Below are 26,706 nucleotides of genomic sequence, written 5' to 3' on the forward strand. Positions count from 1 at the left end.
CCCACCCCTCTCACCCCCTCACCCCTCAAGCCAACCCCCTCAAACCCCCACCTCAGCTCCCACCCGCCCCTCCCGCACAGCCCTGACCAGGGATGCGTGGTCCTGTTCCGTGCGGTCCGCGTAGGTGACCGCGAACTGGGCGATGGCCTCGTCCAGTTCCTCGTTCTTGCCGCAGTAGCCGGCGATCAGTCGGGGGTCGGCGCTGTGTGCGTGGGCGCGGGCGAGGAGCGCGCCCGTCATGCGGCCGTAGTCGTCCATCTGATCGGCGGCGAGAGCCGCGGGGTCGACACTTCCCTTGCGGTTTCTGAACTGCCTTACCTGGAAGGGTCGTCCGGCCACGGTCGTCCAGCCGAGCAGGATGTCGCTGACGACCTGCATCCGCTTCTGTCCGAGGACCACGCGCCGCCCCTCATGGACGGGCGTCGGTGTATCGAAGCCGACTGCGGGCAGGTGCGGCAGCAGCGCGGAGGGGCGGGCTTCCTTCACCTGGAGCACGAGTGCCTCTCCCCGGTGGTCGAGGAGCAGCACCACGTACGACCTCGTGCCCACGCTCCCGGTGCCGACGACGCGGAAGGCGACGTCCTGGATCACGTAGCGGCCGAGCAGGGGGAGGCGGTCTTCGGAGAGTGTCTGCAGGTAGTCGCCGAGGGATGCCGCGACCTCGGACGCCTCCCCGTCGGGTACGCGGCGCAGCACGGGTGGTGCGTCGACGAAGCGTCGGGTGCCGTCCTCGGCCAGCTCGGTGGACCTGGCGGCGAATCTTCCGCTGGTGTTGTTGCGGGCCTTCTCGGATACGCGTTCCAGCGTGCCGACGAGGTCGTGGGCGTCGGTGTGGGAGACGAGTTCCTCGTCGGCGATGGCGTTCCACGCGTCGAGGGCGGGCAGTCTGGCCAGCAGGCGCATCGTGCGGCGGTACGCGCCCACCGCGTAGTGCGCGGCTTCCCGGCAGGTGTCCTCGTCGGCTCCGGCTTCGCGACCCGCGAGGACGAGTGAGGTGGCGAGTCGCTTCACGTCCCATTCCCAGGGGCCGTGCACCGTTTCGTCGAAGTCGTTGAGGTCGATGACGAGGCCGCCGCGGGCGTCGGCGTACAGGCCGAAGTTCGCCGCGTGGGCGTCTCCGCAGATCTGGGCGCCGATGCCGGTGACGGGGGTCTGTGCGAGGTCGTGGGCCATGAGGCCGGCGGATCCGCGCAGAAACGCGAACGGGGTCGCCGCCATCCTGCCGACCCGTATGGGTGTGAGCTCTTCGATACGGCCGAGGTTGGACTCCTCGACCGCGGCGACGGCGTCGGGGCGTGCGGGGTGCAGGGTGAGGGCCGCGTGGGCGGAGCGCGGTACGCGGTCGCGCAGGGCCTTGCCCTCCTGCTTGGGTGATCCGGAGGAGGGTCGCATCGCGAACCCCTCGACGGCCCGCAGTCGTCGAGCCGCCGGTTCCTCACGCTGTACCGGCACCGCCGTGTCGAGCTCGGTCACTCGGACCGCCTCCCCCGTCTCTGAACATCAACTGGCAACGACCGTACCGCCGTCGGCCGGAACCCGTCAGAGCCTGTGGATAACCCCGCGATTGTGGAAACCGGAGTGCGGAATCGGAGTGCGGAGACAGGAGCACCGACCCCGAGCGCGGAACCGCAGGGCCCAACCTGAAGCCCCAACCCGAGCGCGGAACCGCAGGACGGAACCCGAGCGCCGAACCCGAGCCCTCGACCGCCGCCACGGCGTCGGGGCATGCGGGGCGGTGTCGGAACGTAAGGGCGCGATCGGGACGTACGGGCGCGGTCGGGTTCTCCCCTCGCGCAGCCCCCGCTACCCCTCAGGCAGATGCGCCTCGGCCCAGAGCCCGAGTTCCTTCAGTGCCGGTTCGAGGGCGGCGCCTGCTTCTGTCAGGCGGTAGGCGACGCGGAGCGGGGGTCCTTCGTCGACCTCGCGTACGACGAGGCCGGCGACGCCGAGTTCGGTGAGGCGGTCCGAGAGCATGCGCTCGCTGATGCCGGGGATGGCTCGGCGCAGGTCGGCGAAGTGGACGGGGTGCTGGAGGAGGACGGAGACGACGAGTCCCGTCCAGCGCTTGCCGAGCAGCCCGAAGACGCGGGTGATGCCGCTGTCGACCCGCTTGCACGCTTCGGGGTTGTGGATCCCCGCCTCGCATGCGGCACCGCTCTCGTGTTCCCCGTTGCCCGCCATGTCTTCAGAGTACTGCCCTCTCGTAGGGGACTAAATAAAAGTAAGTTACTGTTCATACAGTAGCTCCGAACAGAACTGCACCTACCTACGCGGACGACCACCCGCATCTTTGGAGGCCCCAATGCCCACCCTTCTGCACGTCGACTCGTCCGTCTGGCCCGGCTCGGCCTCCGCTTCCCGCACCGTCGCCGACGCCTTCCGCAAGACCTGGGAGGAGCAGCACCCCGACGGCACCGTGATCTACCGCGATCTGGCCGTGAACCCGGTCCCGCACCTGGACGCGGTCGGCGCCTCCGCCGGTTTCGCCGACCCCGCCACCCACAGCCCCGAGCAGGCCGCGGCCTTCGCCGAGCGTCTGAAGCTCATCGAGGAAGTGGAGCAGGCGGACGCGGTGCTGATCGGCGCCCCTATGTACAACTTCTCGATTCCGTCGACCCTGAAGGCCTGGCTGGACCAGGTGATCCTCATGGGGCGCACCGCCGGCGAGACGCCGTCCGCGAAGGGGACGCCGGTCACGGTCGTCGCCAGCCGTGGCGGCTCGTACGCGCCGGGCACCCCGCGCGAGCCCTTCGAGTACGTGCAGAACTACCTGCGTGACCTTCTCGGCACGATGCTGGGCCTGGACGTGGACTTCATCGTTCCCGAGCTGACCCTGGCGCACACGACTCCGGCGATGAGCGAGCTCATCCCGCTCGCCGAGGCGTCTCGCACCAAGGCCCTGGAGGACGCGGACGCCCGGGCCAAGGAGCTCGCCGCACGCTTCTCCGCCGACGCCGCCTGACGCTCCGCGCCGTCACCGACGCTCACGGAAGCACCGCTGTCCCGAGGGTCCCCCCGTCCCGTACGACGCTGGGGGACCCTTCACCAATCACTGTGATTGTCCTCACGGCCGAACCGGCCGAACCCGCCGGAGCCGAGACCCGCACCCGCCCGAGCCAGGACCCGCACAGGACCACTCACGTCCGGAAAAAACGCGGAAGCCCCGCAGATCTGAGATCTGCGGGGCTTCCGACTTGTGCGCGAGGGGGGAGTTGAACCCCCACGCCCTTTCGGGCACTGGAACCTGAATCCAGCGCGTCTGCCTATTCCGCCACCCGCGCATTGGGTGTGCCTTCCGGTCCCTCGCCCTTTCGGGGTGAGCGCCTTCCGACATCCAGAAGATTAGCACGCTGCAGAGGGTGGATTCACATCCGTTTTCGTGGGCACCTGCTGGGCAGGCCCACCCCCGCTGACCTCGCATCCGATGCGGTCCGCCAGCAGTCCTGAGCACTCCGACAGCGGTCCGCCGGTACTCCGCCGGCCGTCCGAAGCCCTCTGAAGGGGATCCACGCCACCCCACAGCGCCCCCACTCCGCAACCCGACCGGCGACCCCGTCCACACCTCCGATCCCGCCTCCGCCCCCAAGCCCCGCACCCCCACCTTCCCCGTCCCCTCCCGGCTCCCCCGCCGCGTGCGGGACACTGTCCAGGGACCCCCTCTACGATCCAGCTGTGAGGGTCGACACTCATCGACCGGGCTGACAGGGGGAACCAGCCGATTTCCCGGTGCGTGGATACGATCAGTAAGCAGTACCAGGACGAAAACGAAGGAGGAGGTGCCCCATGGGAGTCCTGAAGAAGTTCGAGCAGCGTCTCGAGGGTCTGGTCAACGGCACCTTCGCCAAGGTGTTCAAGTCCGAGGTCCAGCCCGTCGAGATCGCCGGCGCCCTCCAGCGCGAGTGCGACAACAACGCGACGATCTGGAACCGCGAGCGGACCGTCGTCCCCAACGACTTCATCGTGGAGCTGAGCGCGCCGGACTTCGAGCGCCTCAGCCCCTACTCGGGGCAGCTCGGCGATGAGCTGTCCGGCATGGTGCGCGACTACGCGAAGCAGCAGCGCTACACCTTCATGGGACCGATCAAGGTCCACCTGGAGAAGGCGGACGACCTGGACACGGGTCTGTACCGGGTACGCAGCCGCACGCTCGCGTCGAGCTCCAGCCAGCAGCAGTCCCAGCCCTCCCAGCAGCCGCCGCAGCCCGGCCGGGGTCCCGCTTCGGCGCCCCCGGCGGCGGGCGGAGGCTACGGCTATCCGCCGGCGGCAAATGCTGCCGGGGGGTACGGCCAGCCGCCGGCGAGCGCGCCGCCGATGCCCGCGGGGCCGCCTCCGGGCCGCCCCGGGCAGGCACCGGCGGGAGCTCGGCCGCGTAACCAGGCAGGACCGCTGCCCGGCGCTCAAGTGCGTCACTGGATCGAGATCAATGGCACACGCCATCAGATCTCGCGCCCCACGCTGGTCCTCGGCCGCAGCACCGAAGCCGATGTGCGGATCGACGACCCCGGCGTCTCTCGCCGGCACTGTGAGATTCGGACCGGAACGCCCTCGACGATCCAGGATCTCGGGTCCACCAACGGCATCGTGGTGGACGGGCAGCACACCACCCGCGCTACGCTCCGCGACGGCTCGCGGATCGTCGTGGGCAGTACCACCATCATTTACCGGCAAGCCGAAGGGTGAAGCGGGGGCAATGTCAGAGCTGACCCTGACGGTCATGCGGTTGGGTTTCCTGGCCGTTCTATGGCTGTTCGTGATCGTGGCCGTCCAGGTCATCCGCAGCGACCTGTTCGGCACGCGCGTCACCCAGCGCGGGTCGCGTCGTGACAGCGGGCGCCAGCAGCAGGCGGCGGCCCGCCAGGCCGCGCCGCCGCAGCAGCGCGCCCAGCAGCAGAACAGCGGTGGAGGCGGCGGGCGGCAGCGCCGCGGCGCCCCCACGAAACTCGTCGTCTCCGAGGGCACCCTCACGGGCACCACGGTGGCGCTGCAGGGCCAGACCATCACGCTGGGCCGTGCGCACGATTCGACGATCGTCCTCGATGACGACTACGCGTCGAGCAAGCATGCCAGGATCTACCCGGACCGGGACGGACAGTGGATCGTGGAGGACCTCGGGTCCACCAACGGCACCTATCTCGACCGGGCCCGGCTGACCACCCCGCAACCGATTCCGCTGGGCGCGCCGATCCGCATCGGCAAGACCGTCATCGAGCTGCGGAAGTAGTACGACAATGAGCGAGCGGAGCGAGCGAGCCGACGCGGTCACCCAAGACCTGAGCGCGCTCCCGACCGGAGGGTGGGCACCGTGCGGATGTACCCGGAGCCGACGGGCGAGGTGCGCATGAGTCTGTCACTGCGCTTCGCCGCCGGATCGCACAAAGGCATGATCCGCGAGGGGAACGAGGACTCGGGCTACGCCGGTCCGCGCCTCCTCGCGATCGCCGACGGCATGGGGGGTCAGGCCGCCGGTGAGGTCGCCTCGTCGGAGGTGATCTCGACGATCGTCGCGCTCGACGACGACGTTCCCGGCTCCGACATCCTCACGTCGCTCGGCACGGCCGTGCAGCGGGCCAACGACCAGCTGCGGATGATGGTCGAGGAGGACCCCCAGCTGGAAGGCATGGGGACGACCCTGACCGCTCTGCTGTGGACGGGTCAGCGCCTCGGCCTCGTGCATGTCGGCGACTCGCGCGCGTATCTGCTGCGCGACGGTGTGCTGACGCAGATCACACAGGACCACACCTGGGTGCAGCGCCTCGTCGACGAGGGCCGCATCACGGAAGAGGAAGCCACCACTCACCCGCAGAGGTCCCTCCTCATGCGCGCGCTGGGCAGTGGTGATCACGTCGAGCCCGACCTCTCCATCCGTGAGGTGCGGGCCGGCGACCGGTACTTGATCTGCTCCGACGGCCTGTCCGGCGTGGTCTCCCACCAGACGATGGAGGAGACCCTCGCCAGCTACCAGGGCCCGCAGGAGACCGTGCAGGACCTGATCCAGCTGGCGCTGCGCGGCGGTGGCCCGGACAACATCACGGTGATCGTGGCGGACGTCCTGGACATCGACAGCGGTGACACGCTCGCCGGTCAGCTGTCCGACGCTCCGGTCATCGTGGGCGCGGTCGCCGAGAACCAGCAGCACCAACTGCACGACGGCGGTGCGATGCAGACCCCCGCGGGCCGTGCGTCGGAGCTCGGCCGCGGTTCGGGAAGGCAGGTGCCCGGGCAGGGCGGCGGCGAGTTCGGCCCGCCCGGCAGCGGTGACCCGACCGGTTACGCTCCCGAGGGAAGCTTCGGCTCGTACGGGGACGACGACTTCGTCAAGCCGCGGCGCGGCCGTAAGTGGCTCAAGAGATCCTTCTTCATCGTCCTGGCGCTGGCCGTCGTGGGCGGTGGCCTGTACGGCGGCTACCGCTGGACGCAGACGCAGTACTACGTCGGTTCGAACGAGTCGCATGTCGCGCTGTACCGCGGCATCAGCCAGGACCTGGCGTGGGTGAATCTGTCGAAGGTCGAGACGGACCACCCCGAGATCGAACTCAAGTACCTGCCGCCGTACCAGCGCAAGCAGGTCGAGGCGACGATCACCGAGGGCAGCTTCGGTGACGCCAAGGACAAGATCGGCGAGCTGTCGCTGCAGGCCTCGGCCTGCAGGAAGGACGCCGAGCGCCGCCAGGCGGAGAACGAGCAGAACGCGAAGACCGGCGAGGGCGAGGCGGGTGGCACCACAGGCGCCACCAAGACGTCTTTCACCACGTCACGCGCCTCGGCGAAGACAGCGCCGAGTCCGACACCCACGCCGTCCGGAACGGCCAAGTCCAAGACCGCACCGACGCCCACACCTGGCCCCAGCCTCTCGGAGGATGAGCAGAAGCTGGTCCCGCTGTGCGGTAAGCAGTAAGCAGCCGTTGGGGGCCTTTGCACGCCATGAGCAGTAGCACTACACACACGTCGACCATCGGCGCGATCGGTGCGCCGAGCCGGCGCAACACCGAGCTCGCGCTCCTCGCGTTCGCCGTCGTCATCCCCGTTTTCGCGTACGCGAACGTGGGCTTGGCGATCGACGGCTCGCTGCCCGCCGGGCTCCTGGGCTACGGCCTGGGCCTCGGCCTGCTCGCGGGCGTCGCGCACATCGTCGTACGCCGGTTCGCGCCGTACGCCGATCCGCTGCTCCTGCCGATCGCGACCCTGCTCAACGGCATGGGTCTGGTCATCATCTGGCGCCTGGACCAGTCGGAGCGCCTGCAGCAGCTGGCCAAGTCGCAGTACGGGTCGTTCAGCCCGGACGCGCCGAACCAGCTGATGTACTCCGCGATCGGCATCGCCCTGTTCGTGGGCGTACTCATGCTGCTCAAGGACCACCGCATCCTGCAGCGCTACACGTACATCTCGATGGTGGGCTCGCTGATCCTGCTGCTGCTGCCGCTCGTGCCGGGTCTCGGTATGAACGTGTTCGGCGCGAAGATCTGGATCAGCATCGGCGGGTTCTCCATCCAGCCCGGTGAGTTCGCGAAGATCGTCATCGCGGTGTTCTTCGCGGGCTATCTGATGGTGAAGCGGGACGCGCTGGCGCTGGCCAGCCGCCGTTTCATGGGCCTGTACCTGCCGCGTGGCCGTGACCTCGGACCGATCATCGTCGTCTGGGTGATGTCGATCCTGATCCTGGTCTTCGAGACGGACCTCGGTACGTCGCTGCTGTTCTTCGGCATGTTCGTCGTGATGCTGTACGTCGCCACGGAGCGCACCAGCTGGATCGTGTTCGGTCTGCTGATGTCGGCGGTCGGCGCGGTCGGTGTCGCCTCGTTCGAGCCGCACGTGCAGAGCCGTGTCCAGGCGTGGCTCGACCCGATGCACGAGTACCTGCTGAGCAGGCAGGGCGTCGGCGGTCACTCCGAGCAGGCGATGCAGGCCCTGTGGGCGTTCGGCTCCGGTGGTGTGCTCGGCACGGGCCTCGGCCAGGGCCACTCCGACCTGATCAAGTTCGCCGCGAACTCCGACTTCGTCCTCGCCACGTTCGGCGAGGAGCTCGGCCTCGCGGGCATCATGGCGATCCTGCTGATGTACGGGCTGATCGCCGAGCGCGGTCTGCGTACGGCGCTCGCGGCCCGTGACCCGTTCGGCAAGCTGCTCGCGGCCGGTCTGTCCGGCGCGTTCGCGATCCAGGTGTTCGTCGTCGCCGGTGGTGTCATGGGTCTCATCCCACTGACCGGTATGACCATGCCGTTCCTCGCGTACGGCGGTTCCTCCGTGATCGCGAACTGGGCGCTGATCGGCATCCTGATCCGTATCAGCGATACCGCGCGCCGCCCGGCGCCGGCCCCCGCCCCCAGCCCCGACGCCGAGATGACCCAGGTGGTCCGACCGTGAACAAGCCCCTGCGCCGGATCGCGATCTTCTGCGGGCTCCTCGTCCTCGCCCTGCTGATCCGCGACAACTGGCTCCAGTACGCCCAGGCCGACAAGCTGCAGTCCGACAAGCAGAACCCGCGCGTCGCCATCGAGCGGTACGCGCAGCCGCGCGGCGACATCATCGTCGACGGCAAGTCGATCACGGGCTCCGTGGCGACGGACGGCACCGACCTCAAGTACAAGCGGACCTGGAAGGACGGGCCCATGTGGTCGCCCGTCACCGGGTACGCCTCGCAGCTGGTCGGCGCGACCCAGATCGAGTCCATCGAGGACGGCATCCTCACCGGCAACGACGACCGGCTGTTCTTCCGCCGCACCATGGACATGATCACCGGCAAGAAGAAGGAGGGTGGCAACGTCGTCACCACCCTCAACGCCGCCGCGCAGAAGGCCGCGTACGACGGTCTCAAGAGCCGTGGCAAGGGTGCCGCCGTCGCGATCGACCCGAGGACGGGTGCGATCCTCGCGATGGCGTCGACACCTTCGTACGACCCGTCGTCGTTCGCCGGGATCCTGCAGAAGGACGGCAACACCTTCAGCAAGCTCGACAAGAACAAGGACAAGCCGCTCACGAACCGCGCCCTGCGCGAGACGTACCCGCCCGGCTCGACCTTCAAGATCGTGACCGCGGCGGCCGCGCTGGAGCACAACCTCTACACAGATCCGGACGCGAAGACGGACACGCCTCTGCCGTGGACGATGCCCGGCACGACGACGCCGCTGAAGAACGAGGGCAACATCCCTTGTAAGGACGCGACGCTGCGGGTCGCCCTGCGCTACTCCTGCAACACCGTCTTCGGCAAGATCGGCGCCGACCTGGGCAACGACAAGATGCTGGAGACGGCGGAGAAGTTCGGCTTCAACAAGCAGCAGTTCACGCCGGTCCGTTCCAACGCGTCCGTGTTCTCCAACAACATGAACAAGTCGCAGACGGCGCTGTCCTCGATCGGTCAGTACAACACCGCGGCGACTCCGCTGCAGATGGCCATGGTGGCCTCCGCCGTCGCCAATGACGGCAAGCTCATGGAGCCGTACATGGTCAACGAGCTGCAGGCGCCGAGCCTCGACACGATCGAGCAGCACACGCCGAAGGAAATGAGCCGGCCGCTGTCGGAGAAGAACGCCCAGATCCTCCAGTCGATGATGGAGACGGTCGTCAGCGAGGGCACCGGTACGAACGCGCAGATCCCCGGCTACACGGTCGGCGGCAAGACGGGTACCGCCCAGCACGGCCTCAACAACAGTGAGAAGCCGTACGCCTGGTTCCTCTCGTACGCGAAGGCCAAGGACGGCAGCTCGCCGGTCGCCGTGGCCGTGGTCGTCGAGGACGGCAGCGCGAACCGTGACGACATCTCCGGTGGCGGTCTGGCCGCCCCGATCGCCAAGAGCGTGATGGAAGCGGTGCTCGCGAAGAAGTGACCCCGATCACGTCTTCTTCACAACGGTGCACGTTGCGATACCGGTCCTGTATCGGGTGACGGTCTCGGGCAGGTCAGGCACGACAGGCCGGGTACGGTATGCCCGGACAGCACACCGCCCGACCCCGTACGGGTGACGGTCGGGACCGACGGAGAGGGCTGGTAGGTAACCATGGAAGAGCCGCGTCGCCTCGGCGGCCGGTACGAGCTGGGCCAGGTGCTCGGCCGTGGTGGCATGGCGGAGGTCTATCTCGCCCATGACACCCGGCTCGGTCGCACCGTGGCGGTGAAGACGCTTCGCGCCGACCTCGCGCGCGACCCGTCATTCCAGGCCCGGTTCCGCCGGGAGGCCCAGTCGGCCGCCTCGCTCAACCATCCCGCGATCGTCGCCGTGTACGACACCGGTGAGGACTACATCGACGGGACCTCCATCCCGTACATCGTGATGGAGTACGTCGACGGATCCACGCTGCGTGAGCTGCTGCACTCCGGGCGCAAGCTGCTGCCCGAGCGTGCCATGGAGATGACGATCGGCATCCTCCAGGCACTCGAGTACTCGCACCGCGCGGGCATCGTCCACCGTGACATCAAGCCGGCCAACGTCATGCTGACGCGGACCGGCCAGGTCAAGGTGATGGACTTCGGCATCGCCCGCGCCATGGGCGACTCCGGCATGACGATGACGCAGACGTCGGCCGTGATCGGCACCGCCCAGTACCTCTCCCCGGAGCAGGCCAAGGGCGAGCAGGTCGACGCGCGGTCCGACCTTTATTCGACGGGCTGTCTCCTCTACGAGCTGCTGACCGTGCGGCCGCCCTTCGTGGGCGACTCCCCGGTCGCGGTCGCGTACCAGCACGTGCGAGAGGAGCCGCAGCCGCCGAGCGTCTTCGACTCCGAGATCACCCCCGAGATGGACGCCATCGTCCTCAAGGCCCTCACCAAGGACCCGGACTACCGCTACCAGTCCGCGGACGAGATGCGCGCCGACATCGAGGCGTGCCTCGACGGGCAGCCGGTCGGGGCGACCGCGGCGATGGGCGCCGTCGGCTACGGCGGCCACCCGGACGACCAGCAGACCGCGATGCTGCACCCGCAGAACGGAGGCGGTCAGACGTCGATGCTGCCGCCGGTCAATCCGGACGACGGCGGCTACGGCTACGACGACCGCCCCGACCGGCGCCGCCAGAGCCAGGGCAAGAGCCGCACGTCGACGATCCTGCTCGTCCTCGCCGGCATCCTCGTCCTGGTCGGCGCGATCCTGATCGGCAAGTGGTTCACCGACGGGAGCGGAAACAACGCTCCGTTCGCGGCGCCCAAATTCGTCGGCAAGACGGTCCCCGATGCCAAGCTCGCCGCCGACAACACGCACCTCAAGCTGGACGCCTCGAAGAAGGAGCCCTGCGACAAGTTCCCCAAGGGCCAGATCTGCACGCAGAGCCCGGCCGCGGGGACCGACGTCAAGAAGGGCGACACCATCACGGTGACGGTGTCGACCGGTGCGCCGAAGGTCGCGGTGCCCGACGTCAGGGGCCTGGACTTCACCGAGGCCGAGTCGCAGCTCAACGACAAGGGCTTCGAGGTGGTGAAGGAGACCAAGGAGTCGAGCCAGACTCCCGATGTCGTCATCAGCCAGGACCCGTCAGGCGGCACCGAGAAGCAGAAGGGGAGCACCATTACCCTGACTGTCGCCAAGGAGAAGAAGCTCTCCACCGTGCCGGACGTCTCCAACAAGACGTGCGACGAGGCGAAGGCGCAGCTGGCAGACAACGACCTGAAGGGCACCTGCACCGAGGAGGAGAACGCGTCGGTCGATCCCGGCAAGGTGTTCTCGCAGAGCCTCACCGCCAACAGCCAGGCCGAGCCCGGTTCCACGGTCGCCCTGAAGGTCGCCAAGGCGGCCCAGCAGATCACGGTGCCCGGTGACATCGCCGGCAAGAAGCTGAAGGACGTACAGAAGCAGCTGACGGACCTCGGTCTCGTCCCGGCTCTGTCGCCCGGCTCGTCCAACGACCCGAACGCCACGGTCGTGACCAGCCAGCCCGGCCCCAACTCGCCGGTGAACAAGGGCGACACGGTCACCCTGCTCACCACCCCGCCCGGCCAGAACGGCGGCGGGAACAACGGTGGCGGGATCTTCGGAGGCGTCACCGGCCAGTAGGCGCCCGCCCGTCATGAATGAACCCCGGCATCGCAGACGCGGTGCCGGGGTTCTTTCATGCGGGCTCTTCGGGTGGTGACTCGGAGGTTCTTACGTGCGGAGGTTCTTACGTGCGGAGGTTCTTACATGCGGAGGTTCTTACATGCGGAGGTTCTTACATGCGGAGGTGCTTACGCACGGGGGCGCTCAGGTGCGAGGGGGCTTGCGTGCGGGTCGCTTACCGGTGCCGGTGGCGCCGTCAGCGCAGCTCCGCCGGCGGCGTCCGCTCGCTGTCGACCTTGTCGATCCGCTCCAGCTCGCCCCACACCACATAGCGGTACATGGACGTGTAGACGGGCGTGCACGTCGTCAGCGTGATGTAGCGGCCGGGCTTCTTCACGCCCGACTCCTTGGGGACCGGGGCGAGGACCTTCACGTTGTACTTCGACGTCTCGGGGAGGATGTCGTACACCTTGTAGACGTACCACTTGTCCTTCGACTCGAAGACGATCGGGTCGCCCTTCTTGATCTTGTCGATGTTGTGGAACTTCGCCCCGTGCCCGTCCCGGTGCGCGGCGAGCGTGAAGTTGCCCTTCGCGGCTGTCGGCAGCGCGGACTTGACCGGGTCGGTGTAGTAGCCGGCGACACCATCGTTGAGGATCTTCGACGAGGTGCCCTTCTCGACGAGCACCTCACCGTTCTTCATCGACGGCACGTGCAGGAAGCCGATGCCGTTCTTGGTGTCGAGCGCGCCGGGGCCATGGTCGGCCCACTGGTCGCGCACCTGGTCGCCCTGCTTGTGCGCGGCGCGGTCCGCGACCACGTTCGTCCACCACAACGAGTAGGCGACGAACAGGCCGAGGACCAGGCCCGCCGTGATGAGGAGTTCACCGAAGAGACTGACGGCGCCGGCGATGCGGCCACGGCCGCGTCGTGGCGCGGGCGGCGCCTCGCCGGCCCGCTCGTCGTGGTCGGTCGTCGCTGCCACTGCTTGTGCCCCGTCCCTGTCCCTGAACCTGAACCTGTGCCTTGCTGCTTGCCTCGCTACTGCACGAGCGCGTCCGGCTTCCCCTTGCTGCGCGGCCGTTCCTCGACCATCTTGCCCCAGACGATCATTCGATACGTACTGGTGAATTCCGGCGTGCACGTGGTCAGCGTGATGTACCGGCCCGGAGCCGTGAACCCGGATCCCTGCGGGACCGGATTGAGGACGGTGGTGTTGCTCGGCGGGGTCTGCGGAAGGATGCTCGTCATCTTGTACACGTAGTACGTGTCCTGCGTCTCGACGACGATCGGATCGCCCGGCTGAAGGCGGTTGATGTAGCGGAACGGCTCCCCGTGCGTGTTGCGGTGCCCCGCGACCGCGAAGTTGCCGGTCTTGGCGCTCGGCATCGCCGTCTCGATGCTGTCCTTGCCGTAGTGGCCGACCATGCCGCGGTCGAGGACCTTCGTCTTGCTGATGCCCTCGGCGATCGGCACGACGACGTCCAGTTTCGGGATGTGCATGATCGCGAAGCCCTGGCCGGGCGCGAACTTGTCAGGCTCGCGCTTGCCGTTCGCCCAGTCGTCCTGAAGGTGGTGCGCCGCGCTGCCCGCCTGCTGGTGGGCCCGGATGTTCGACCACCACAGCTGGTAGGTGACGAAGAGCAGCATCAGCACGCCGATGGTGATGAACGTTTCGCCGATCGCCCGGCTGGCGACCTCGCCGGTACTGGGCCTGCTCGCCCTCGCGGCCCTGCGCGCCTCCAGGCGGCTGCGCGGCGGGGAGGCGGGCTCCGGGGTCTGCGCGGCCGCCGCCGAGCGCCTGCCGCCGTGCTTGGCGGCCTTCCTGCGCGCGGCCCGGCCACCGGTCACCACGGGCGCGGCGGCGGAGCGCCCAGGCATGCCGGAGTCGGACTCGGAGGCGGTGTCGGTGTCGGTGTCTACGTCTGAATACGCGTCTGCGTCTGTGCCGGTTTCGACTATTCGCCGGGTGTCCGCGGTGCGCAGGGCTACCGTCTCGTCGTACGGGACGGGCTGCGGCGGTCTCGCCTCGTACTCGCTGACGGGCGGCACGTACGCGGGCTGCGGCGCCTGCTGTACCTGCGGCTGTGCCGTCGACGGGGCCTGTGGGGTCTGCTGTTCGCCGCCGTACCAGTCCTGCGCGTAGCCCTGCGGGTCGTACCACTCCTGCTCCGGCTGGGGCGACGGCTGGGCCTGGAGCGGCTGTTGAGCGTGGGGCTGGGGTTGAGGGTACGGCTGGGGCTCCTCGGACTCGTCCGTGGCGCGGAACCAGGGCGAGGGGTGCTGCCCGGGCAGTGGATCGTTCAGTGGGTCGTCGAGACTCTGAACGGCCGCCTCGAACGCACCGGCAGCCTCGTACGGTTCCTGCTCGTACGAGGCTCCCTCGCGCTCGGGGCGCAGGGCGGTCACGCCGAGGCCCTGCCCACGACCGGGGCGAGCCCGGCCGATCGTGCCACCGCGGTCTTGTCGCCGCAGGCGGCCAGCCAGTTGGCCAGCATCAGGTGACCATGTTCCGTGAGGACGGACTCGGGATGGAACTGCACACCCTCGACGGGCAGTTCACGGTGGCGCAGGCCCATGATGATGCCGTCCTCGGTGCGCGCCGTGACCTCGAGCTCGCCGGGGACCGTGTCCGGTTCGGCGGCGAGCGAGTGGTAGCGGGTCGCCGTGAACGGGTCCGGCAGCCCCGCGAAGACGCCCTTGCCCTCGTGCCGCACCAGGGACGTCTTGCCGTGCAGCAGCTCGGGGGCACGGTCCACGACGCCGCCGTACGCGACCTGCATGGACTGCATGCCGAGGCAGACGCCGAAGACGGGCACCTCGGTCGCCGCACAGTGGCGCACCATCTCGACGCAGACACCGGCCTGTTCAGGGGTACCCGGGCCCGGGGACAGCAGTACGCCGTCGAAGCCGTCCTGCGCGTGCCGCGTCTCGACCTCGTCGTTGCGCAGCACTTCGCACTCTGCGCCCAGCTGGTACAGGTACTGGACGAGGTTGAAGACGAAGCTGTCGTAGTTGTCGACCACGAGAATGCGGCTGCGGCTGCGCTCGCCCACTAGTTGTTCACCGTCACATCGTTGAAGGGCAGCAGGGGCTCGGCCCACGGGAAGACGTACTGGAACAGTACGTAGACCACCACGAGGACGAGCAGTAGCGAGATCAGTGCTCTGATCCACGTGTTTCCCGGCAGATGCCGCCAGATCCAGCCGTACATGCCGTCCCTTCCGTCGCCGTACGGCAACAGACTAACGGCGCAGGGCCTCCGGTTTCCCGGCCTCCGCGGGCTGGGTGGCATCAAGGTGCGCCCAGACGATCAGCCGGTGGCTGTGACCCCACTCCGGCTCGCACGTCGTCAGCGTCAGATAGCGCCCCGGCTCCTTGTATCCGGACTTGCGCGGCACCGGGTCGATGACGGCGACATCGCTGGGCAGCGTCTTGTAGGGCTTGGTGTCGATGCGGTACGTGAACCAGGTGGTGCCGTCGGTGAGGACGACCGCGTCACCGGGGCGCAGCTTCGGGAAGTCCTTGAACGGGTCGCCGTAGGTGCGGCGGTGGCCGGCGACGGAGAAGTTCCCCTTCTGCCCGAGCTGCGCCGTGCCCGCGTAATGGCCGAGGCCCTTCTTGAGGATGTCCACGCCCGTCCCCTGGAGCACCGGTTTGTTCCACGTGAAACCGAGCCGGGGGATGTACATGACGGCGAACGGCTTGCCGTCCTTGTAGGGGGCCGGGGTATGGGGTTGGCCCTGTTCCTGGTCCTGGGAGGGGCTCTGGTTGTCGCTCTGGCTCTGGCTCGGCGACGGGCCCGGGCGGGGCTGTTCGACCGCCACCGATCCCTTGGACCACTGGTTCTGGAGGGTGTCGATCTGGTGGTCCATGGCGCTGTCGGCCTTCACGCCGGTCCAGAACAGCACGTAGGCGACGAACAGGACGATCAGGGCGCCGACCGTGATGCACAGTTCACTGAATGTCCTGACGACCACTCGGACCGACACAGGCTCCCCCAGGCGGCTACTCCACGGGCTTCGCGTAGTGGAGATCCACTGTGCCCGAGTAACCGGGAAGAGTCACCGCCCCGTCGTCCTCGACTTTCCAGCCGAGCCCATAGGCGTTGACGTAGAGCATGTAGTTCTGGATCTGGGGTGAGGCGGCGAGGGCCTGCTTCAGCTTCTCCGGGTCCCCGACCGCGGTGATCTTGTACGGGGGCGAGTAGACGCGGCCCTGGAGGATCAGGGTGTTGCCGACGCAGCGCACGGCACTGGTGGCGATGAGCCGCTGGTCCATGACCTTGATTCCCTGCGCGCCGCCGTTCCACAAGGCGTTCACGACGGCCTGGAGGTCCTGCTGGTGGATGACGAGGTCGTTCGGCTGGGGTTCGGGGTAGCCGGGGAGCTTGGCGGTGGCGTTCGGCGGGGCGTCCGCGAGCGTGACCGAGACGGCCTGCCCGCGCAGTTTCTTGGTGCCGGACGCCTTCTCCAGGGCGGACAGCTTGGCGTCCTCGGCCTTGGTGCCGGCGCCGCCGTGCTCGGTGAGGGCGTCGACGTCGTCACGGATCGCGCCGTTGGACTCCTCGAGCTGGCCGTTCTTGTGGCTGCGCTCCTGGATGAGATCGGAGAGCTTCAGCATCGAGGCGTCCGTGCGGATGTTGGTGCCCTTGGCGGTGTTGAAGCTGGTGACGAAGATCAGCCCGGCCAGGGCGAACACGGCCACCGTCAGAATTCGCACCGGTCGCAGGCGCGCACGGGGGCGGCCCCCGCCGGGGGGCTCACCCTGGGAGTCGGCAGAATTGCTCAACGTACCCTTATCTCCTTCAGCGCCGCGGAAGCACTACGCTAACGGACGCCCGGGGGAGCGCCCAGATTCCCCTTGTACGCTGCCCGGAGCCAGCCCACGTTCCCTGCGCGGCCACGCAGCGCATCGACAGGAGAGCCCCTCGTGCCGAAGTCACGTATCCGCAAGAAGGCCGACTACACGCCGCCGCCGGCGTCGAAGCAGGCGGCGAATATAAAGCTGACCAACCGAGGCTGGGTAGCCCCGGTGATGCTCGCGATGTTCCTGATCGGGCTTGCCTGGATCGTCGTCTTCTACGTGACCAACGGCACCCTGCCGCTGGACGCGCTCGGCAACTGGAACATCGTCGTGGGCTTCGGCTTCATCGCCGCCGGGTTCGGCGTTTCCACGCAGTGGAAGTAGCTCTGCCCCTAGCTATCCACTGAGTTATCCACAGCTGTTTCCACAGTGGGGAAAAGGTCGGAAGATCTGTGGATAACCCACCGGGCGTTGACGCCGGTGTGACTGACGCATCGCGGCTCGCCCACATGTTCGCCCCTTGTCCTGGCTGGGGAAACCCAGGTCAGCGACGAGGGGCACACCTGTTCCCCACCGAGTGCACAGGATCCGGCACCGTCTGTGGACAACGTGGGCCACAGACCGAGCTCAAGTGAGCTGGGACGTCCTCACAAGCACAGTGACGACCACCACGGCGAGGACGAGCGCACAGGTCCCGTACTGCACCAGCGAGCGGCGCTCCCTGGGGGCGTGGACCATCGCGTACCCGACGACCACACCGGCGACGAGACCGCCGACGTGGGCCTGCCAGGCGATGTTTCCCCACGTGAACGTGAAGAGCAGGTTCAGCGCAAGCAGGCCGATGACGGGGCGCATGTCGTAGTTGAGGCGCCGCACCAGCACCGCGGTCGCGCCCAAGAGTCCGAAGACGGCCCCGGACGCACCGAGGGACTGTTCGCTCGGCCCCGCGATCGCGTAGGTCAGCGCACTGCCGGCCAGCCCCGAGACCATGTACAGCGCGATGTAGCGGGCCCTGCCGAGCGCCGATTCCAGCGGGCCCCCGAGCCACCACAGGCCCAGCATGTTGAACGCGATGTGCCACACCTCCTGGTGCGTGAACATCGACGTCACCAGGCGATACCACTCGCCGCCGGCCACGCCCTGGTTCGGGACGTAGGGCGCGGGAGGCCACGCCCCGATCAGAACGAAGTCGGAGAGCAGCCGGTCCCACACATGGACCGCGATGAACACCGCCACGTTGATCCCGATCAGGATCTTCGTGACCAGGCGCGGGTCGGCCGCGATCGTGCCGCCCGTGATGGTCCTCGGCCGGCTGGCCGCCGGACCGTGCCCCGTACCGGAACCGCCCCGCACACAGTCCGGGCACTGGAAGCCCACCGAGGCGCTGACCATGCAGTCCGGGCAGATGGGCTTGTCACAGCGGGCGCAGCGGATCCCGGTCTCGCGGTCGGGGTGCCGGTAGCAGTGGGGCGGACCCTGCGCGTCCTGGGGGCCCTGCGGACTGCCCGGCACCTGTTCCATCGGAAATCCCCTCGTACGAAACGCGCGCGATCAACACATGACCCCGCCCATCCTTACGGATGAGCGGGGCGGATTGGTTCCCGTCGGCCCGGTTCGCGTCGGCCCGGTTCGCGTCAGCGGGTCTCGACGACGACCGACTCGATGACCACGTCGTTGACCGGACGGTCCGTGCGCGGGTTGGTCTGCGCGGTCGCGATGGTGTCCACGACCTTCTGGCTGGCCTCGTCGACGACCTCGCCGAAAATCGTGTGCTTACGGGTCAGCCAGGCTGTCGGCGACACCGTGATGAAGAACTGGGAGCCGTTGGTGCCCGGGCCGGCGTTCGCCATGGCCAGCAGGTACGGCTTGTCGAAGGCCAGGTCGGGGTGGAACTCGTCCCCGAACTGATAGCCGGGGCCACCCGTGCCGTTCCCCAGCGGGTCACCGCCCTGGATCATGAAACCGCTGATCACGCGGTGGAAGACCGTGCCGTCGTAGAGCTTGTCAGTGGACTTCTCGCCCGTCTCCGGGTTGGTCCACTCCCGCTCGCCCCGAGCGAGCTCGACGAAGTTCTTGACCGTCTTGGGCGCGTGGTTCGGCAGCAGCCGGACTTCGATGTCGCCTTGGTTGGTCTTCAGGGTGGCGTAGAGCTGCTCAGCCACGATCTGCCTTCCGTTGCCTTCTGTGACGATCCGATCCTCGCACGCCCCCGCGGACCCGTCGCCCGGCGGCAGCCGCAGAATTTCCGGCCGAGTCGCCACCGAGGAGGCGCGTCGTACGGCGATCCGTGGCATTGTCGTCCGCAAGCCCCCCTTGCACCGTATTGATCAGCTATCGCCTGGAGTACCTCGGTACGTACAAAGGCGGCTTGTACCCCGAATGCTCGCCCTCGCATGCCCCACTGCCGCCCGGCAGGCATGATCCGAAAAAGGGTGGAAAGGTGAAAACCTGTACGCCACCGAGGAGGAGGATCCCGTGACCCGCATCGACAGCGTGCGCGCCGCCACCGGCTCGGCGAAGGACAGCGTGCTGCACGCCGCGGAAGTGGTGGCGCCCTACGCCGAGACGGCCAAGGACCGGGCCGCACTGTATGCGCAGGAAGCGCGCGTACGACTCGCGCCCGTGATGTCGCAGGCTGCGCAACAAACCCGCGACCAGTACGACACGTACCTCGCGCCGCATCTTGAACAGGCCCGCGCCCACGTGCCACCGAAGGTCGACCAGGCCGCGCAGGAGGCAGCCGTCCGCACCCGGAAGGCCGCCCGCCAGGCCGCCGTCTATGCCAGGCCGCGGATCGAGCAGGCCGTCGCCGCCGCCCAGCCCGTCCGCGAGGAGGCGACCGCCCGCAGTCTCGCGGCGCTCGCCGCCCTGCGTGGACAGGTGTCGCCGAAGGAGATCAAGAAGCTCGCCCGCAAGCACGAACGGCGGGCCCGGGCCGGACGTGTCGCCAAGGCCTTGCTCGTCGTCGGCATCGTCGCCGGGGGCGCCTATGCCGCCTGGAAGTGGTGGGACAAGCAGGCCAACCCGGACTGGCTGGTGGAACCGCCGGCCGCGACCGAGGTCCCGGACACCACGTCCCTGTCGTCGGAGGACGGCAGCGGCCAGAATGCCCTCGACCCCGAGGTCCGGGCCAAGCAGGCCGAAGCGGAGGCGGACTCCGCCGACCGCGACGACCGCGGCTGAGCCTCGACCGAGCAGTAACGCCGTAGGGCGGGAGACCAGTGGTCTCCCGCCCTACGGCGTTCACGTGTTTCACATGGAACCTGTGGAGCCTAGGAGATTCGAACTCCTGACATCTGCCTTGCAAAGGCAGCGCTCTACCAACTGAGCTAAGGCCCCGAAAACGATACGTCGACCCGGAAGAAGTGCGATCCGGTGCGCATCGCAGACCAGAGTACCGGGTCACCCCCCGGATCTCGCAAAAGGATTGGGGGTCCCGGTCCACGACCACTCTCCGTAAGATGCCCCACGTGGTTCGCGGCAGCGAACCGCCGTATTTGGGGAAGCGATGGGGAGACGCAATGGACGCCGCACAGCAGGAAGCTACCGCAAGAGCCCGGGAGCTCCAGCGAAACTGGTACGGAGAGCCGCTGGGGGCGCTCTTCCGTCGCCTCATCGATGATCTGGGCCTCAATCAGGCCAGGCTCGCAGGGGTACTCGGTCTGTCCGCGCCCATGCTGTCGCAGCTGATGAGCGGTCAGCGCGCGAAGATAGGCAATCCAGCCGTCGTCCAGCGTGTCCAGCTGCTCCAGGACCTGGCGGGCCAGGTCGCCGACGGAAGCGTCAGCGCCGCCGAGGCCACCGAGCGTATGGACGAGATCAAGAAGTCACAGGGGGGCTCGGTGCTCACCAACACCGCGCAGACAACAACCAGTTCGGGCGCACCCACGGTGAAGCGCGTGGTCCGCGAGATCCAGTCGCTGCTGCGCTCCGTCTCCGCGGCCGGGGACATCATCGATGCGGCGGACACCCTCGCCCCGAGCCACCCGGAACTGGCAGAGTTCCTCCGGGTCTACGGCGCCGGGCGCACCTCCGACGCCGTAACCCACTATCAGGCGCACCAGAGCTGATCCCGGCCGAACGGTAGCGACATCGGGCCGGCCGCGAGTCCCGCGGCCGGTCCTGGGCCGCGGGACCATCCGAGAGGCCGGACGCGTCGTGACGGCCGAGGGGGGAGCGACGCACCACGATGGGTGAGGTCTTCGCCGGACGCTACGAACTGGCCGACCCGATCGGTCGCGGGGGAACAGGCGCCGTATGGCGCGCCTGGGACCACCGGCGCCGCAGATATGTGGCCGCCAAGGTCCTGTTGCAGAGCGATGCTCACACCCTGCTCCGCTTCGTGCGCGAACAGGCACTGCGGATCGACCACCCCCACGTCCTCGCCCCGGCCAGCTGGGCGGCGGACGACGACAAGGTCCTGTTCACCATGGACCTCGTCGCGGGTGGCTCGCTGGCGCATCTGATCGGTGACTACGGGCCCCTGCCACCGTCGTTCGTGTGCCTCCTCCTGGATCAGCTCCTGGCTGGCCTCACCGCGGTGCACGCGGAGGGGGTCGTACACCGCGACATCAAGCCCGCCAACATCCTTCTGGAGGCGACCGGGACCGCCCGGCCTCATCTGCGCCTCTCGGACTTCGGCATCGCGATGCGCAAGGGCGAGCCCCGGCTCACCGAGACCGACTATGTGGTGGGAACGCCCGGCTACTTCGCCCCAGAACAGGCGATGGGCGGTGAGCCGGACTTCCCGGCAGACCTGTTCGCCGTCGGTCTCGTCGCCCTGTATCTGCTCCAGGGCGCCCGGCCGGACTCCAGGGCACTGATCGAGCACTTCACCGACCACGGCACCCCTGGCGCGCCCCAGGGCATTCCCGGCCCGCTGTGGACCGTCGTGGCCGGTCTGCTGCAGCCTGATCCCGAAGCGCGCTTCCGTACCGCGACAGGCGCGCGCAAGGCCCTCCTGGCGGCCTCCGAACTCCTTCCCGAGCCCGGACCCGACGACGAACTGGTCGAGGTTTTCGACCAACTCGGCTCGCTCCCACCGGGGTTCGCCCGGAACGGCCCGACCACGACCTCCCGGGCGGTCGCCCTCGGCCTCGTGCACGACCGGAACCGGAACCACGGCACGACCGGCCGGTCCACGACTCTGAAGCCCGCGCCCGCGCCAGGAGAGGCCCTGCCGGCGCTCCCCACGGAGCCCCCGACACCGGCGCCACCCCCACCGCCGTTGTATGCACCGGCGATGCCGGACGTCGCACCGGCAGAACCGTCCGCCCCAAGGCCCACCCCCGCGCCCCCGGGGCCGGCATCCACCACGTCGCAGACCGGCATGCGCGGCAGCAGCATCACGCCCGGAACCACCCCGTCCGGGACCACCCAGTCCGGAACCGTCATGCCCGGGACCGCCCCGTCGGGTGCCGGACTGTCCGGCACCAGCATGTCCGAGACCGGCAGCTTCCACCTGCCGCCGCCCCCTCCCGCGCAGCCCCCCGCACAACCACTCGCGCAAACCGCACCCGAGCCGCGGCCGATCACCCCCACCAGCGCTCCCGACGCTCCCGAGTACACCGCCCATCCACGCCCCCACCTCACGACACCACAAGCACCACCACCAGCCCCACCGACTCGCTCGCACGCCCACGAGCACTCCCCTCACACCCCGGCCACGACCCCCGCCACGCAGCGCTCCTACGCCGCTCCAGGCCCTGCTCCGGCGCCCGCTCAGCCCGCCTCTATCTCTACGTACACCGCCCAGCGCGTTCAGGTTCAACTCGTCGGCCACCCGAATCCCGGCGGAACGGCCCCGAACCCGACCCCTCATCGGCGGGTGCGGAAACGGCGGCCGGGACCGCCCGCGAAGGTGGCGATCCCGGTGCTGTTCGTTGCCTTGGTCAGTTTCGCGGTGGGCATCTGGGCGCTGACCCAGGCCTGAGAAAACCTGACGCCCCGCCTACCAACCAGCGGGTGCCCGCCGGCGGGCGACATACGTCCATACGCCGAGCCCCAGCACCAGCACGGACCCCGTGCCGATCCCGGCGATCCCGACGACCGTCATGCGGTTCGTCCGAACGGACCCGCCCTGCCCCGCCTGACCGCCGTCCTGACCTCCCGCCGAGGGCAACGATGAGCCACCGCCCTGCGCGGACCCGTTCTCGGCGGCGCCCCGGTCCGCGTCCGTGACCTGGAACGCACCCGGATCCCGCACATATGCGGGCGCGGACGCCGCCTCCCCATGGACCGTCAGACGGAGCGTCACCCCGGACTCCTTGTTCCCGAAGGTCCCCTTCATCTCCGGCGTGAGGGAGACCTTGAGGTAGTACCAGCCGGCGAACCGCACGCCCGCTTCGTCCGCTCGCGACAGATAGCGGTTCTCGTAGGCGACCGGAGGCAGGGAGTCCAGGGCCGCCACGGAGGGCTCCCCTCCGTAGGAGGCGTCCTTCGAAGTGACCGGCGTCCGCGCCGGGTTGTACAGCGTCACATTCAGTGCGCTGGGCACGAAGCCCTTACGCTGCGCGTCCCCCGCCGAAGTGCCCAGCTCGGCCTCGGTGAAGAGCTGCTGTCCCCAGTCCAGCGGTACGCAGTAGAAAAGCGTCTGTCCCGGGCGGATCCGGTCCTTCCACACGCCTTGCCGCAGGCTCCGCGCGTCGTTGAAGCCTGTGCCGCCCGGTCGTTCGGAAGGGATCCCGGCGGGCGGCCGCGGCGAAACGGACGACCAGACCCCGGGCCCGGTGGTGGCGGGCGGCGACTTGAGCGTGGGCTCCGAGGAGACGCTCAACTCCAGGTCCCAGCGCTCCCGCGTGGAATCCGGCGCAGTCTTGCGCGCGACGACCACGTAATACGTGCCCGCATCCTGGCAGCGCCCGCCGCCCTCCCGTACGACCCGCTCCGCGGTGGCGGCTATCGGCCTCGGGTACTCGGCGGAGCGGAACGCCGCCACCTCGGAGTCACAGCGATTGCCCTGCTGATCCTGGAGGGTCACGGAAATGCTGTCGTTGAACGCCACCTTCACGTCCGCCCCGACCTTCGGCACCGCCACCGCCGAGACATACGTACCGGAGGAGCCGTCCAGGTCGACGCGGTAATAACGCGTGCCGACCCCTCCCATCGCGCCCGACCCACCACCGAGCCCGGTGCCCTTCACCCCTGCCTCGATGGAGCTCCGATACGTCTCCCCGGCCTTGAGTTCCGCCGCATCCGCGCTGGTCACCGCACCCTGGACTGTCTTTGCCCCCTGTGCGAAGACGTACGGAGGCGAGTCCTGCGCTGCCGCGATCCCGGGCAGCGCCACCACCACGACCGGCACGGCCACCGCACACATCGCAGCCCCGAGCGCCGGCACCGGCCGCCCATGCCCGCGCCCCACCACGCGCCGCCCTACGCGCCGACTCATCACGCGCCCCTTCGTCGCCCCCGCCATCGCCTCATCGCCGGACGACCATCCTGCCGCCAGGGCCCCATGCACCCCACCGACATTCGCCAAAGCAAGCAAATAATTTACTCAAGCGAATAAACGACCCAGGGCGGCCTCACACCCAGCCCCACCCCGGACAGCACAAAGCCCCGACCGCTCATGCGATCGGGGCCTTGAAGAGACTGTCGTCGATACTCACGAACCCGTGGGCACGGAGTCAGTCGCCTCCGTCCACAGATCCTGCTCGGCGCGATCCGCCTGGATCTGGCGGTACACGAGGAGCCCGCCGATGGCGGCCAGTGCGACCAGGAGAAGCTTCTTCACCGCGCGACCTCGTCTTTCTTTGACGTAGGGGACCTCTGGCGCCCGACTATACACACCGACCGATACCGATCAGTGACCTGCACCCGGGCCCAACTCCCGCACCCCGACGACCAGTCGAACCGGATCACGGAGCTCCGATCACACTTCGCAGAATGTGACATTCAGCGTGATTGGCCGCCTTAAGGGGCGATTAAGGCCATCCGGGTGGTGTTCATCTGAACATCGACGCGCCACGGGCGTCGGTCCCCCACTCCGGAGCCCACATACACATCATGAGGAAAGTACGCAAATCGCCCAACCCGAAAGTGAGGGATCATGGCCACCAACAAGGTCATCAAGCTGTGGACCGTCCTCATCACCGCCTTCCTCGCGGTGCTGACCGCGATGGGTCTCACCTCCCCGGCCGCCGCGGCCGCGCCCGTACAGCACTCGGAGGGCACCCGCAACGCGGCAGTGAACACCCCCGCCGTTACCGCCGTCCGGTCCCCCTGGGCCTTCAAACGGTCTCTGCCTCCCACGATGAAGCAGCGCATCCGCGCCGAGGCACACGGTTCCTCCCCCAGCAGCCGCCACCGCCCGCCGGCCGGCACGGAGTCCGCGAGCGAGTTCGACGAGACCGCGGCAGGAATCAACGCACTCCACTCGCAGTCGTAACAACAGCAGTACCTAAAGACGAAGCCCCACCAGCAGTGACACCAGCGGTGACGAAAGCGGCGACGGCAAGAAGGCCGGCCCTTGAGAACCGCGGCAGACCCTCCGTAGCAAAAGCTCCACCGCAAGAACAGCCGGTGAGGAAGACCGACAGGTACCACCGGCAGGCACCACCGCAGAGATCGTCCGGCAGCACGGTTCATCGGCCCAGGCCGACAGCGCCGCTCAGCAGCCAGTACAAGCACGAGTACAAGTACGAGCACCACAGACCAACGCACCACCCGCACCACCGCACCACCGCAGCGCGGCACCGCAGAGCCACGGCGGCACCAGGCAGCGCTTCATCAGCGCAGCCACGCCCCGAACCTGCCGGCCGCACTCCAGATCCAGACGGCACCAACCGCAGGCAAAGCGCCCCACCGCTTGACCGCGACGGACACGACGGCACGACACCGATAGACCGCGCCCCCTGCGCCCTCGACCTTTCACGACCCCGGCCACCACAGGCTGAGGGTCTTCTCGGCGTTGGCGTGCGCCCGGACAACGGCCCTGCCTCGCCGGCCCCCCAGAGACGCCAAAAACCCCCAACCACGATGGGTTGAGGGTTTCTGTCTTGTGGGGCTAACAGGATTTGAACCTGTGGCCTCATCCTTATCAGGGATGCGCTCTAACCAACTGAGCTATAGCCCCGCCGCGCTTTGCGGTGTGTGTCCCGCGCGCTGACCTCTGAAGATTAGCGCACGACCCGGCCAGTCCCAAAATCGATAGCCGGGACCCCGCCCCACCGGCCAAAACGCCTGTGGAGCGCACCCCCGTCAGGGAATGCGCTCCACATGTGTCGCAGCGACTGAAGCGGTCGCTGCTCGGCCTGCTGCTCGGCTTGCTACTCGTCCTCGGCGAGGGTCAGCTCGACGCCGCCCACGAAGCCCGCGGAGAGGTTGTAGATGAACGCGCCGAGCGTGGCCAGCGCCGTCGCCAGGACGACGTCGATGACCGCGATGATCGACGTGAAGATCAGGACACGCGGCAGCGACAGGAACGACTGGAGGTCGAAGCCGTTGGACTCGTTCGAACCCGTGGCCTCGGAGATCGTGCCGCCCACGGTCGAGAAGACGCCCATGGCGTCCATGACCATCCACAGCACCGCGGCCGCGACGACCGTGCAGATGCCGAGCGCGATGGAGAGCAGGAAGCTGACCTTCATCACCGACCACGGATCGGCCTTGGCGACCCTCAGGCGCGCCTTGCGCGTACGAGGCGTCGTGCGGGCCCCAGTGCGCGGCCTGCGGACCGCTCCGGCCGGCGGAGCCGCCTGGTAGGCCTGCGGCGGGTGGTACGGCTGCGAGGGCTGCGGAGGCTGCTGCCTCTCCCCGGGCAGCGCCCCGTCCGTGTCGGCCGCGTACTGCTGCGTCTGCGGACCTCGGGTGTCCGTCACAGTTCCCCCCTGGGATCCATCAGACTTGTGCGAATCGTTCGAGTCAGTGGCGGGGCCACGGCCGCCGTCCGATTCCGTACCGGTCGATCCGGCGCCCGTGGCTCCGCTCACGATGACTC

Annotated in this window: 25 protein-coding genes and 3 tRNA genes; 12 read left to right on the forward strand and 16 right to left on the reverse strand. The window is 68.5% G+C overall.

What is annotated here, in order from left to right; all coding sequences use genetic code 11:
• Positions 1–39: 39 nt before the first annotated feature.
• Positions 40–1,392 carry a DUF2252 domain-containing protein gene (locus OG758_RS25285; RefSeq protein WP_326716025.1) on the reverse strand — a complete coding sequence of 451 codons (1,353 nt, stop codon included), beginning with the start codon at positions 1,390–1,392 and terminating at the stop codon, positions 40–42.
• A gap of 411 nt (positions 1,393–1,803) precedes the next feature.
• Positions 1,804–2,181 (reverse strand): winged helix-turn-helix transcriptional regulator, encoded by a 378-nt coding sequence (locus tag OG758_RS25290; RefSeq protein ID WP_326712070.1) that lies wholly within the window; start codon positions 2,179–2,181, stop codon positions 1,804–1,806.
• A gap of 121 nt (positions 2,182–2,302) precedes the next feature.
• Here OG758_RS25290 and OG758_RS25295 point away from each other — a divergent pair, with 121 nt between their 5' ends.
• Positions 2,303–2,962, forward strand: a complete 660-nt coding sequence (locus tag OG758_RS25295; protein WP_326712071.1) for an FMN-dependent NADH-azoreductase — start codon at positions 2,303–2,305, stop codon at positions 2,960–2,962.
• A gap of 235 nt (positions 2,963–3,197) precedes the next feature.
• Here OG758_RS25295 and OG758_RS25300 read toward each other — a convergent pair.
• Positions 3,198–3,281, reverse strand: a tRNA-Leu gene (locus OG758_RS25300).
• Positions 3,282–3,783: 502 nt separating this feature from the next.
• Between OG758_RS25300 and OG758_RS25305 the strand changes: the two genes are divergently transcribed.
• From OG758_RS25305 to pknB, 6 genes are all read left to right on the forward strand, one after another.
• Positions 3,784–4,680, forward strand: coding sequence for a DUF3662 and FHA domain-containing protein (locus OG758_RS25305; protein ID WP_326712072.1), 897 nt, complete (start codon positions 3,784–3,786; stop codon positions 4,678–4,680).
• Positions 4,681–4,690: 10 nt separating this feature from the next.
• Positions 4,691–5,221: an FHA domain-containing protein FhaB/FipA gene (locus OG758_RS25310; protein WP_100597256.1), complete on the forward strand. Its 531-nt coding sequence runs from the start codon at positions 4,691–4,693 to the stop codon at positions 5,219–5,221.
• Between the two features lie 87 nt (positions 5,222–5,308).
• Positions 5,309–6,895, forward strand: a complete 1,587-nt coding sequence (locus OG758_RS25315) for a Stp1/IreP family PP2C-type Ser/Thr phosphatase (protein ID WP_326716026.1) — start codon at positions 5,309–5,311, stop codon at positions 6,893–6,895.
• 26 nt (positions 6,896–6,921) lie between these two features.
• Positions 6,922–8,361 (forward strand): FtsW/RodA/SpoVE family cell cycle protein, encoded by a 1,440-nt coding sequence (locus OG758_RS25320; RefSeq protein ID WP_326712073.1) that lies wholly within the window; start codon positions 6,922–6,924, stop codon positions 8,359–8,361.
• Complete coding sequence (locus OG758_RS25325) at positions 8,358–9,821, forward strand: peptidoglycan D,D-transpeptidase FtsI family protein (protein ID WP_326712074.1); 1,464 nt, start codon at positions 8,358–8,360, stop codon at positions 9,819–9,821. The genes OG758_RS25320 and OG758_RS25325 overlap by 4 nt, the downstream gene beginning before the upstream one ends.
• Before the next feature lie 171 nt (positions 9,822–9,992).
• Positions 9,993–11,978, forward strand: coding sequence for a Stk1 family PASTA domain-containing Ser/Thr kinase (gene pknB / locus OG758_RS25330; RefSeq protein WP_326712075.1), 1,986 nt, complete (start codon positions 9,993–9,995; stop codon positions 11,976–11,978).
• 238 nt (positions 11,979–12,216) lie between these two features.
• On the opposite strand, the gene OG758_RS25335 is transcribed toward pknB, so the two are convergent.
• From OG758_RS25335 to OG758_RS25360, 6 genes are read right to left on the reverse strand one after another with little or no spacing between them, the layout of a single operon-like run.
• Entirely contained in the window at positions 12,217–12,945 is a 729-nt protein-coding gene (locus OG758_RS25335; protein ID WP_326712076.1) for a class E sortase, read from the reverse strand.
• 56 nt (positions 12,946–13,001) lie between these two features.
• Entirely contained in the window at positions 13,002–14,369 is a 1,368-nt protein-coding gene (locus OG758_RS25340) for a class E sortase (protein ID WP_326712077.1), read from the reverse strand.
• On the reverse strand, positions 14,366–15,016 hold the full coding sequence (locus OG758_RS25345) for an aminodeoxychorismate/anthranilate synthase component II (protein ID WP_326712078.1): 651 nt from the start codon (positions 15,014–15,016) through the stop codon (positions 14,366–14,368). Before OG758_RS25345 ends, OG758_RS25340 begins: the two co-directional genes overlap by 4 nt.
• Positions 15,016–15,174 (reverse strand): hypothetical protein, encoded by a 159-nt coding sequence (locus OG758_RS25350; protein WP_127827559.1) that lies wholly within the window; start codon positions 15,172–15,174, stop codon positions 15,016–15,018. The genes OG758_RS25345 and OG758_RS25350 overlap by 1 nt, the downstream gene beginning before the upstream one ends.
• A gap of 31 nt (positions 15,175–15,205) precedes the next feature.
• Complete coding sequence (locus OG758_RS25355) at positions 15,206–15,952, reverse strand: class E sortase (protein WP_326712079.1); 747 nt, start codon at positions 15,950–15,952, stop codon at positions 15,206–15,208.
• 16 nt (positions 15,953–15,968) lie between these two features.
• A complete protein-coding gene (locus OG758_RS25360) occupies positions 15,969–16,751 on the reverse strand; it encodes a DUF881 domain-containing protein (protein ID WP_442810345.1) in 783 nt (260 codons plus the stop codon).
• A 141-nt stretch (positions 16,752–16,892) separates the two neighbouring features.
• Here OG758_RS25360 and crgA point away from each other — a divergent pair, with 141 nt between their 5' ends.
• Entirely contained in the window at positions 16,893–17,150 is a 258-nt protein-coding gene (gene crgA, locus OG758_RS25365) for a cell division protein CrgA (RefSeq protein WP_116512061.1), read from the forward strand.
• A 243-nt stretch (positions 17,151–17,393) separates the two neighbouring features.
• Here crgA and OG758_RS25370 read toward each other — a convergent pair whose 3' ends face one another.
• Both OG758_RS25370 and OG758_RS25375 read right to left on the reverse strand, forming a co-directional pair.
• Positions 17,394–18,287: a rhomboid family intramembrane serine protease gene (locus OG758_RS25370; protein ID WP_326712080.1), complete on the reverse strand. Its 894-nt coding sequence runs from the start codon at positions 18,285–18,287 to the stop codon at positions 17,394–17,396.
• Between the two features lie 113 nt (positions 18,288–18,400).
• Positions 18,401–18,928, reverse strand: coding sequence for a peptidylprolyl isomerase (locus OG758_RS25375; RefSeq protein ID WP_266562263.1), 528 nt, complete (start codon positions 18,926–18,928; stop codon positions 18,401–18,403).
• 313 nt (positions 18,929–19,241) lie between these two features.
• On the opposite strand from OG758_RS25375, the gene OG758_RS25380 reads away from it, so the two are divergent.
• A complete protein-coding gene (locus OG758_RS25380; protein ID WP_326712081.1) occupies positions 19,242–19,949 on the forward strand; it encodes a DUF5324 family protein in 708 nt (235 codons plus the stop codon).
• A gap of 83 nt (positions 19,950–20,032) precedes the next feature.
• On the opposite strand, the gene OG758_RS25385 is transcribed toward OG758_RS25380, so the two are convergent.
• Positions 20,033–20,105 (reverse strand) — tRNA-Ala (locus OG758_RS25385).
• A gap of 182 nt (positions 20,106–20,287) precedes the next feature.
• On the opposite strand from OG758_RS25385, the gene OG758_RS25390 reads away from it, so the two are divergent.
• Together OG758_RS25390 and OG758_RS25395 are read left to right on the forward strand one after the other, a co-directional pair.
• Positions 20,288–20,836, forward strand: a complete 549-nt coding sequence (locus tag OG758_RS25390) for a helix-turn-helix domain-containing protein (RefSeq protein WP_100597242.1) — start codon at positions 20,288–20,290, stop codon at positions 20,834–20,836.
• 119 nt (positions 20,837–20,955) lie between these two features.
• On the forward strand, positions 20,956–22,698 hold the full coding sequence (locus OG758_RS25395) for a serine/threonine-protein kinase (protein ID WP_326712082.1): 1,743 nt from the start codon (positions 20,956–20,958) through the stop codon (positions 22,696–22,698).
• 18 nt (positions 22,699–22,716) lie between these two features.
• On the opposite strand, the gene OG758_RS25400 is transcribed toward OG758_RS25395, so the two are convergent.
• Positions 22,717–24,156, reverse strand: a complete 1,440-nt coding sequence (locus OG758_RS25400) for a hypothetical protein (RefSeq protein ID WP_326712083.1) — start codon at positions 24,154–24,156, stop codon at positions 22,717–22,719.
• Between the two features lie 216 nt (positions 24,157–24,372).
• Positions 24,373–24,501: a DLW-39 family protein gene (locus OG758_RS25405; RefSeq protein ID WP_003999697.1), complete on the reverse strand. Its 129-nt coding sequence runs from the start codon at positions 24,499–24,501 to the stop codon at positions 24,373–24,375.
• A gap of 315 nt (positions 24,502–24,816) precedes the next feature.
• Between OG758_RS25405 and OG758_RS25410 the strand changes: the two genes are divergently transcribed.
• On the forward strand, positions 24,817–25,155 hold the full coding sequence (locus tag OG758_RS25410) for a DUF6344 domain-containing protein (RefSeq protein ID WP_326712084.1): 339 nt from the start codon (positions 24,817–24,819) through the stop codon (positions 25,153–25,155).
• Between the two features lie 613 nt (positions 25,156–25,768).
• Here the strand turns inward: OG758_RS25410 and OG758_RS25415 are convergent.
• Positions 25,769–25,842: transfer RNA gene (locus OG758_RS25415), tRNA-Ile, on the reverse strand.
• A gap of 193 nt (positions 25,843–26,035) precedes the next feature.
• Positions 26,036–26,698, reverse strand: a complete 663-nt coding sequence (locus OG758_RS25420; RefSeq protein ID WP_326712085.1) for a DUF3566 domain-containing protein — start codon at positions 26,696–26,698, stop codon at positions 26,036–26,038.
• Positions 26,699–26,706 lie beyond the last annotated feature (8 nt).

The organism is Streptomyces sp. NBC_01474 (assembly GCF_035918215.1).
Lineage (GTDB): Bacteria > Actinomycetota > Actinomycetes > Streptomycetales > Streptomycetaceae > Streptomyces > Streptomyces aureus.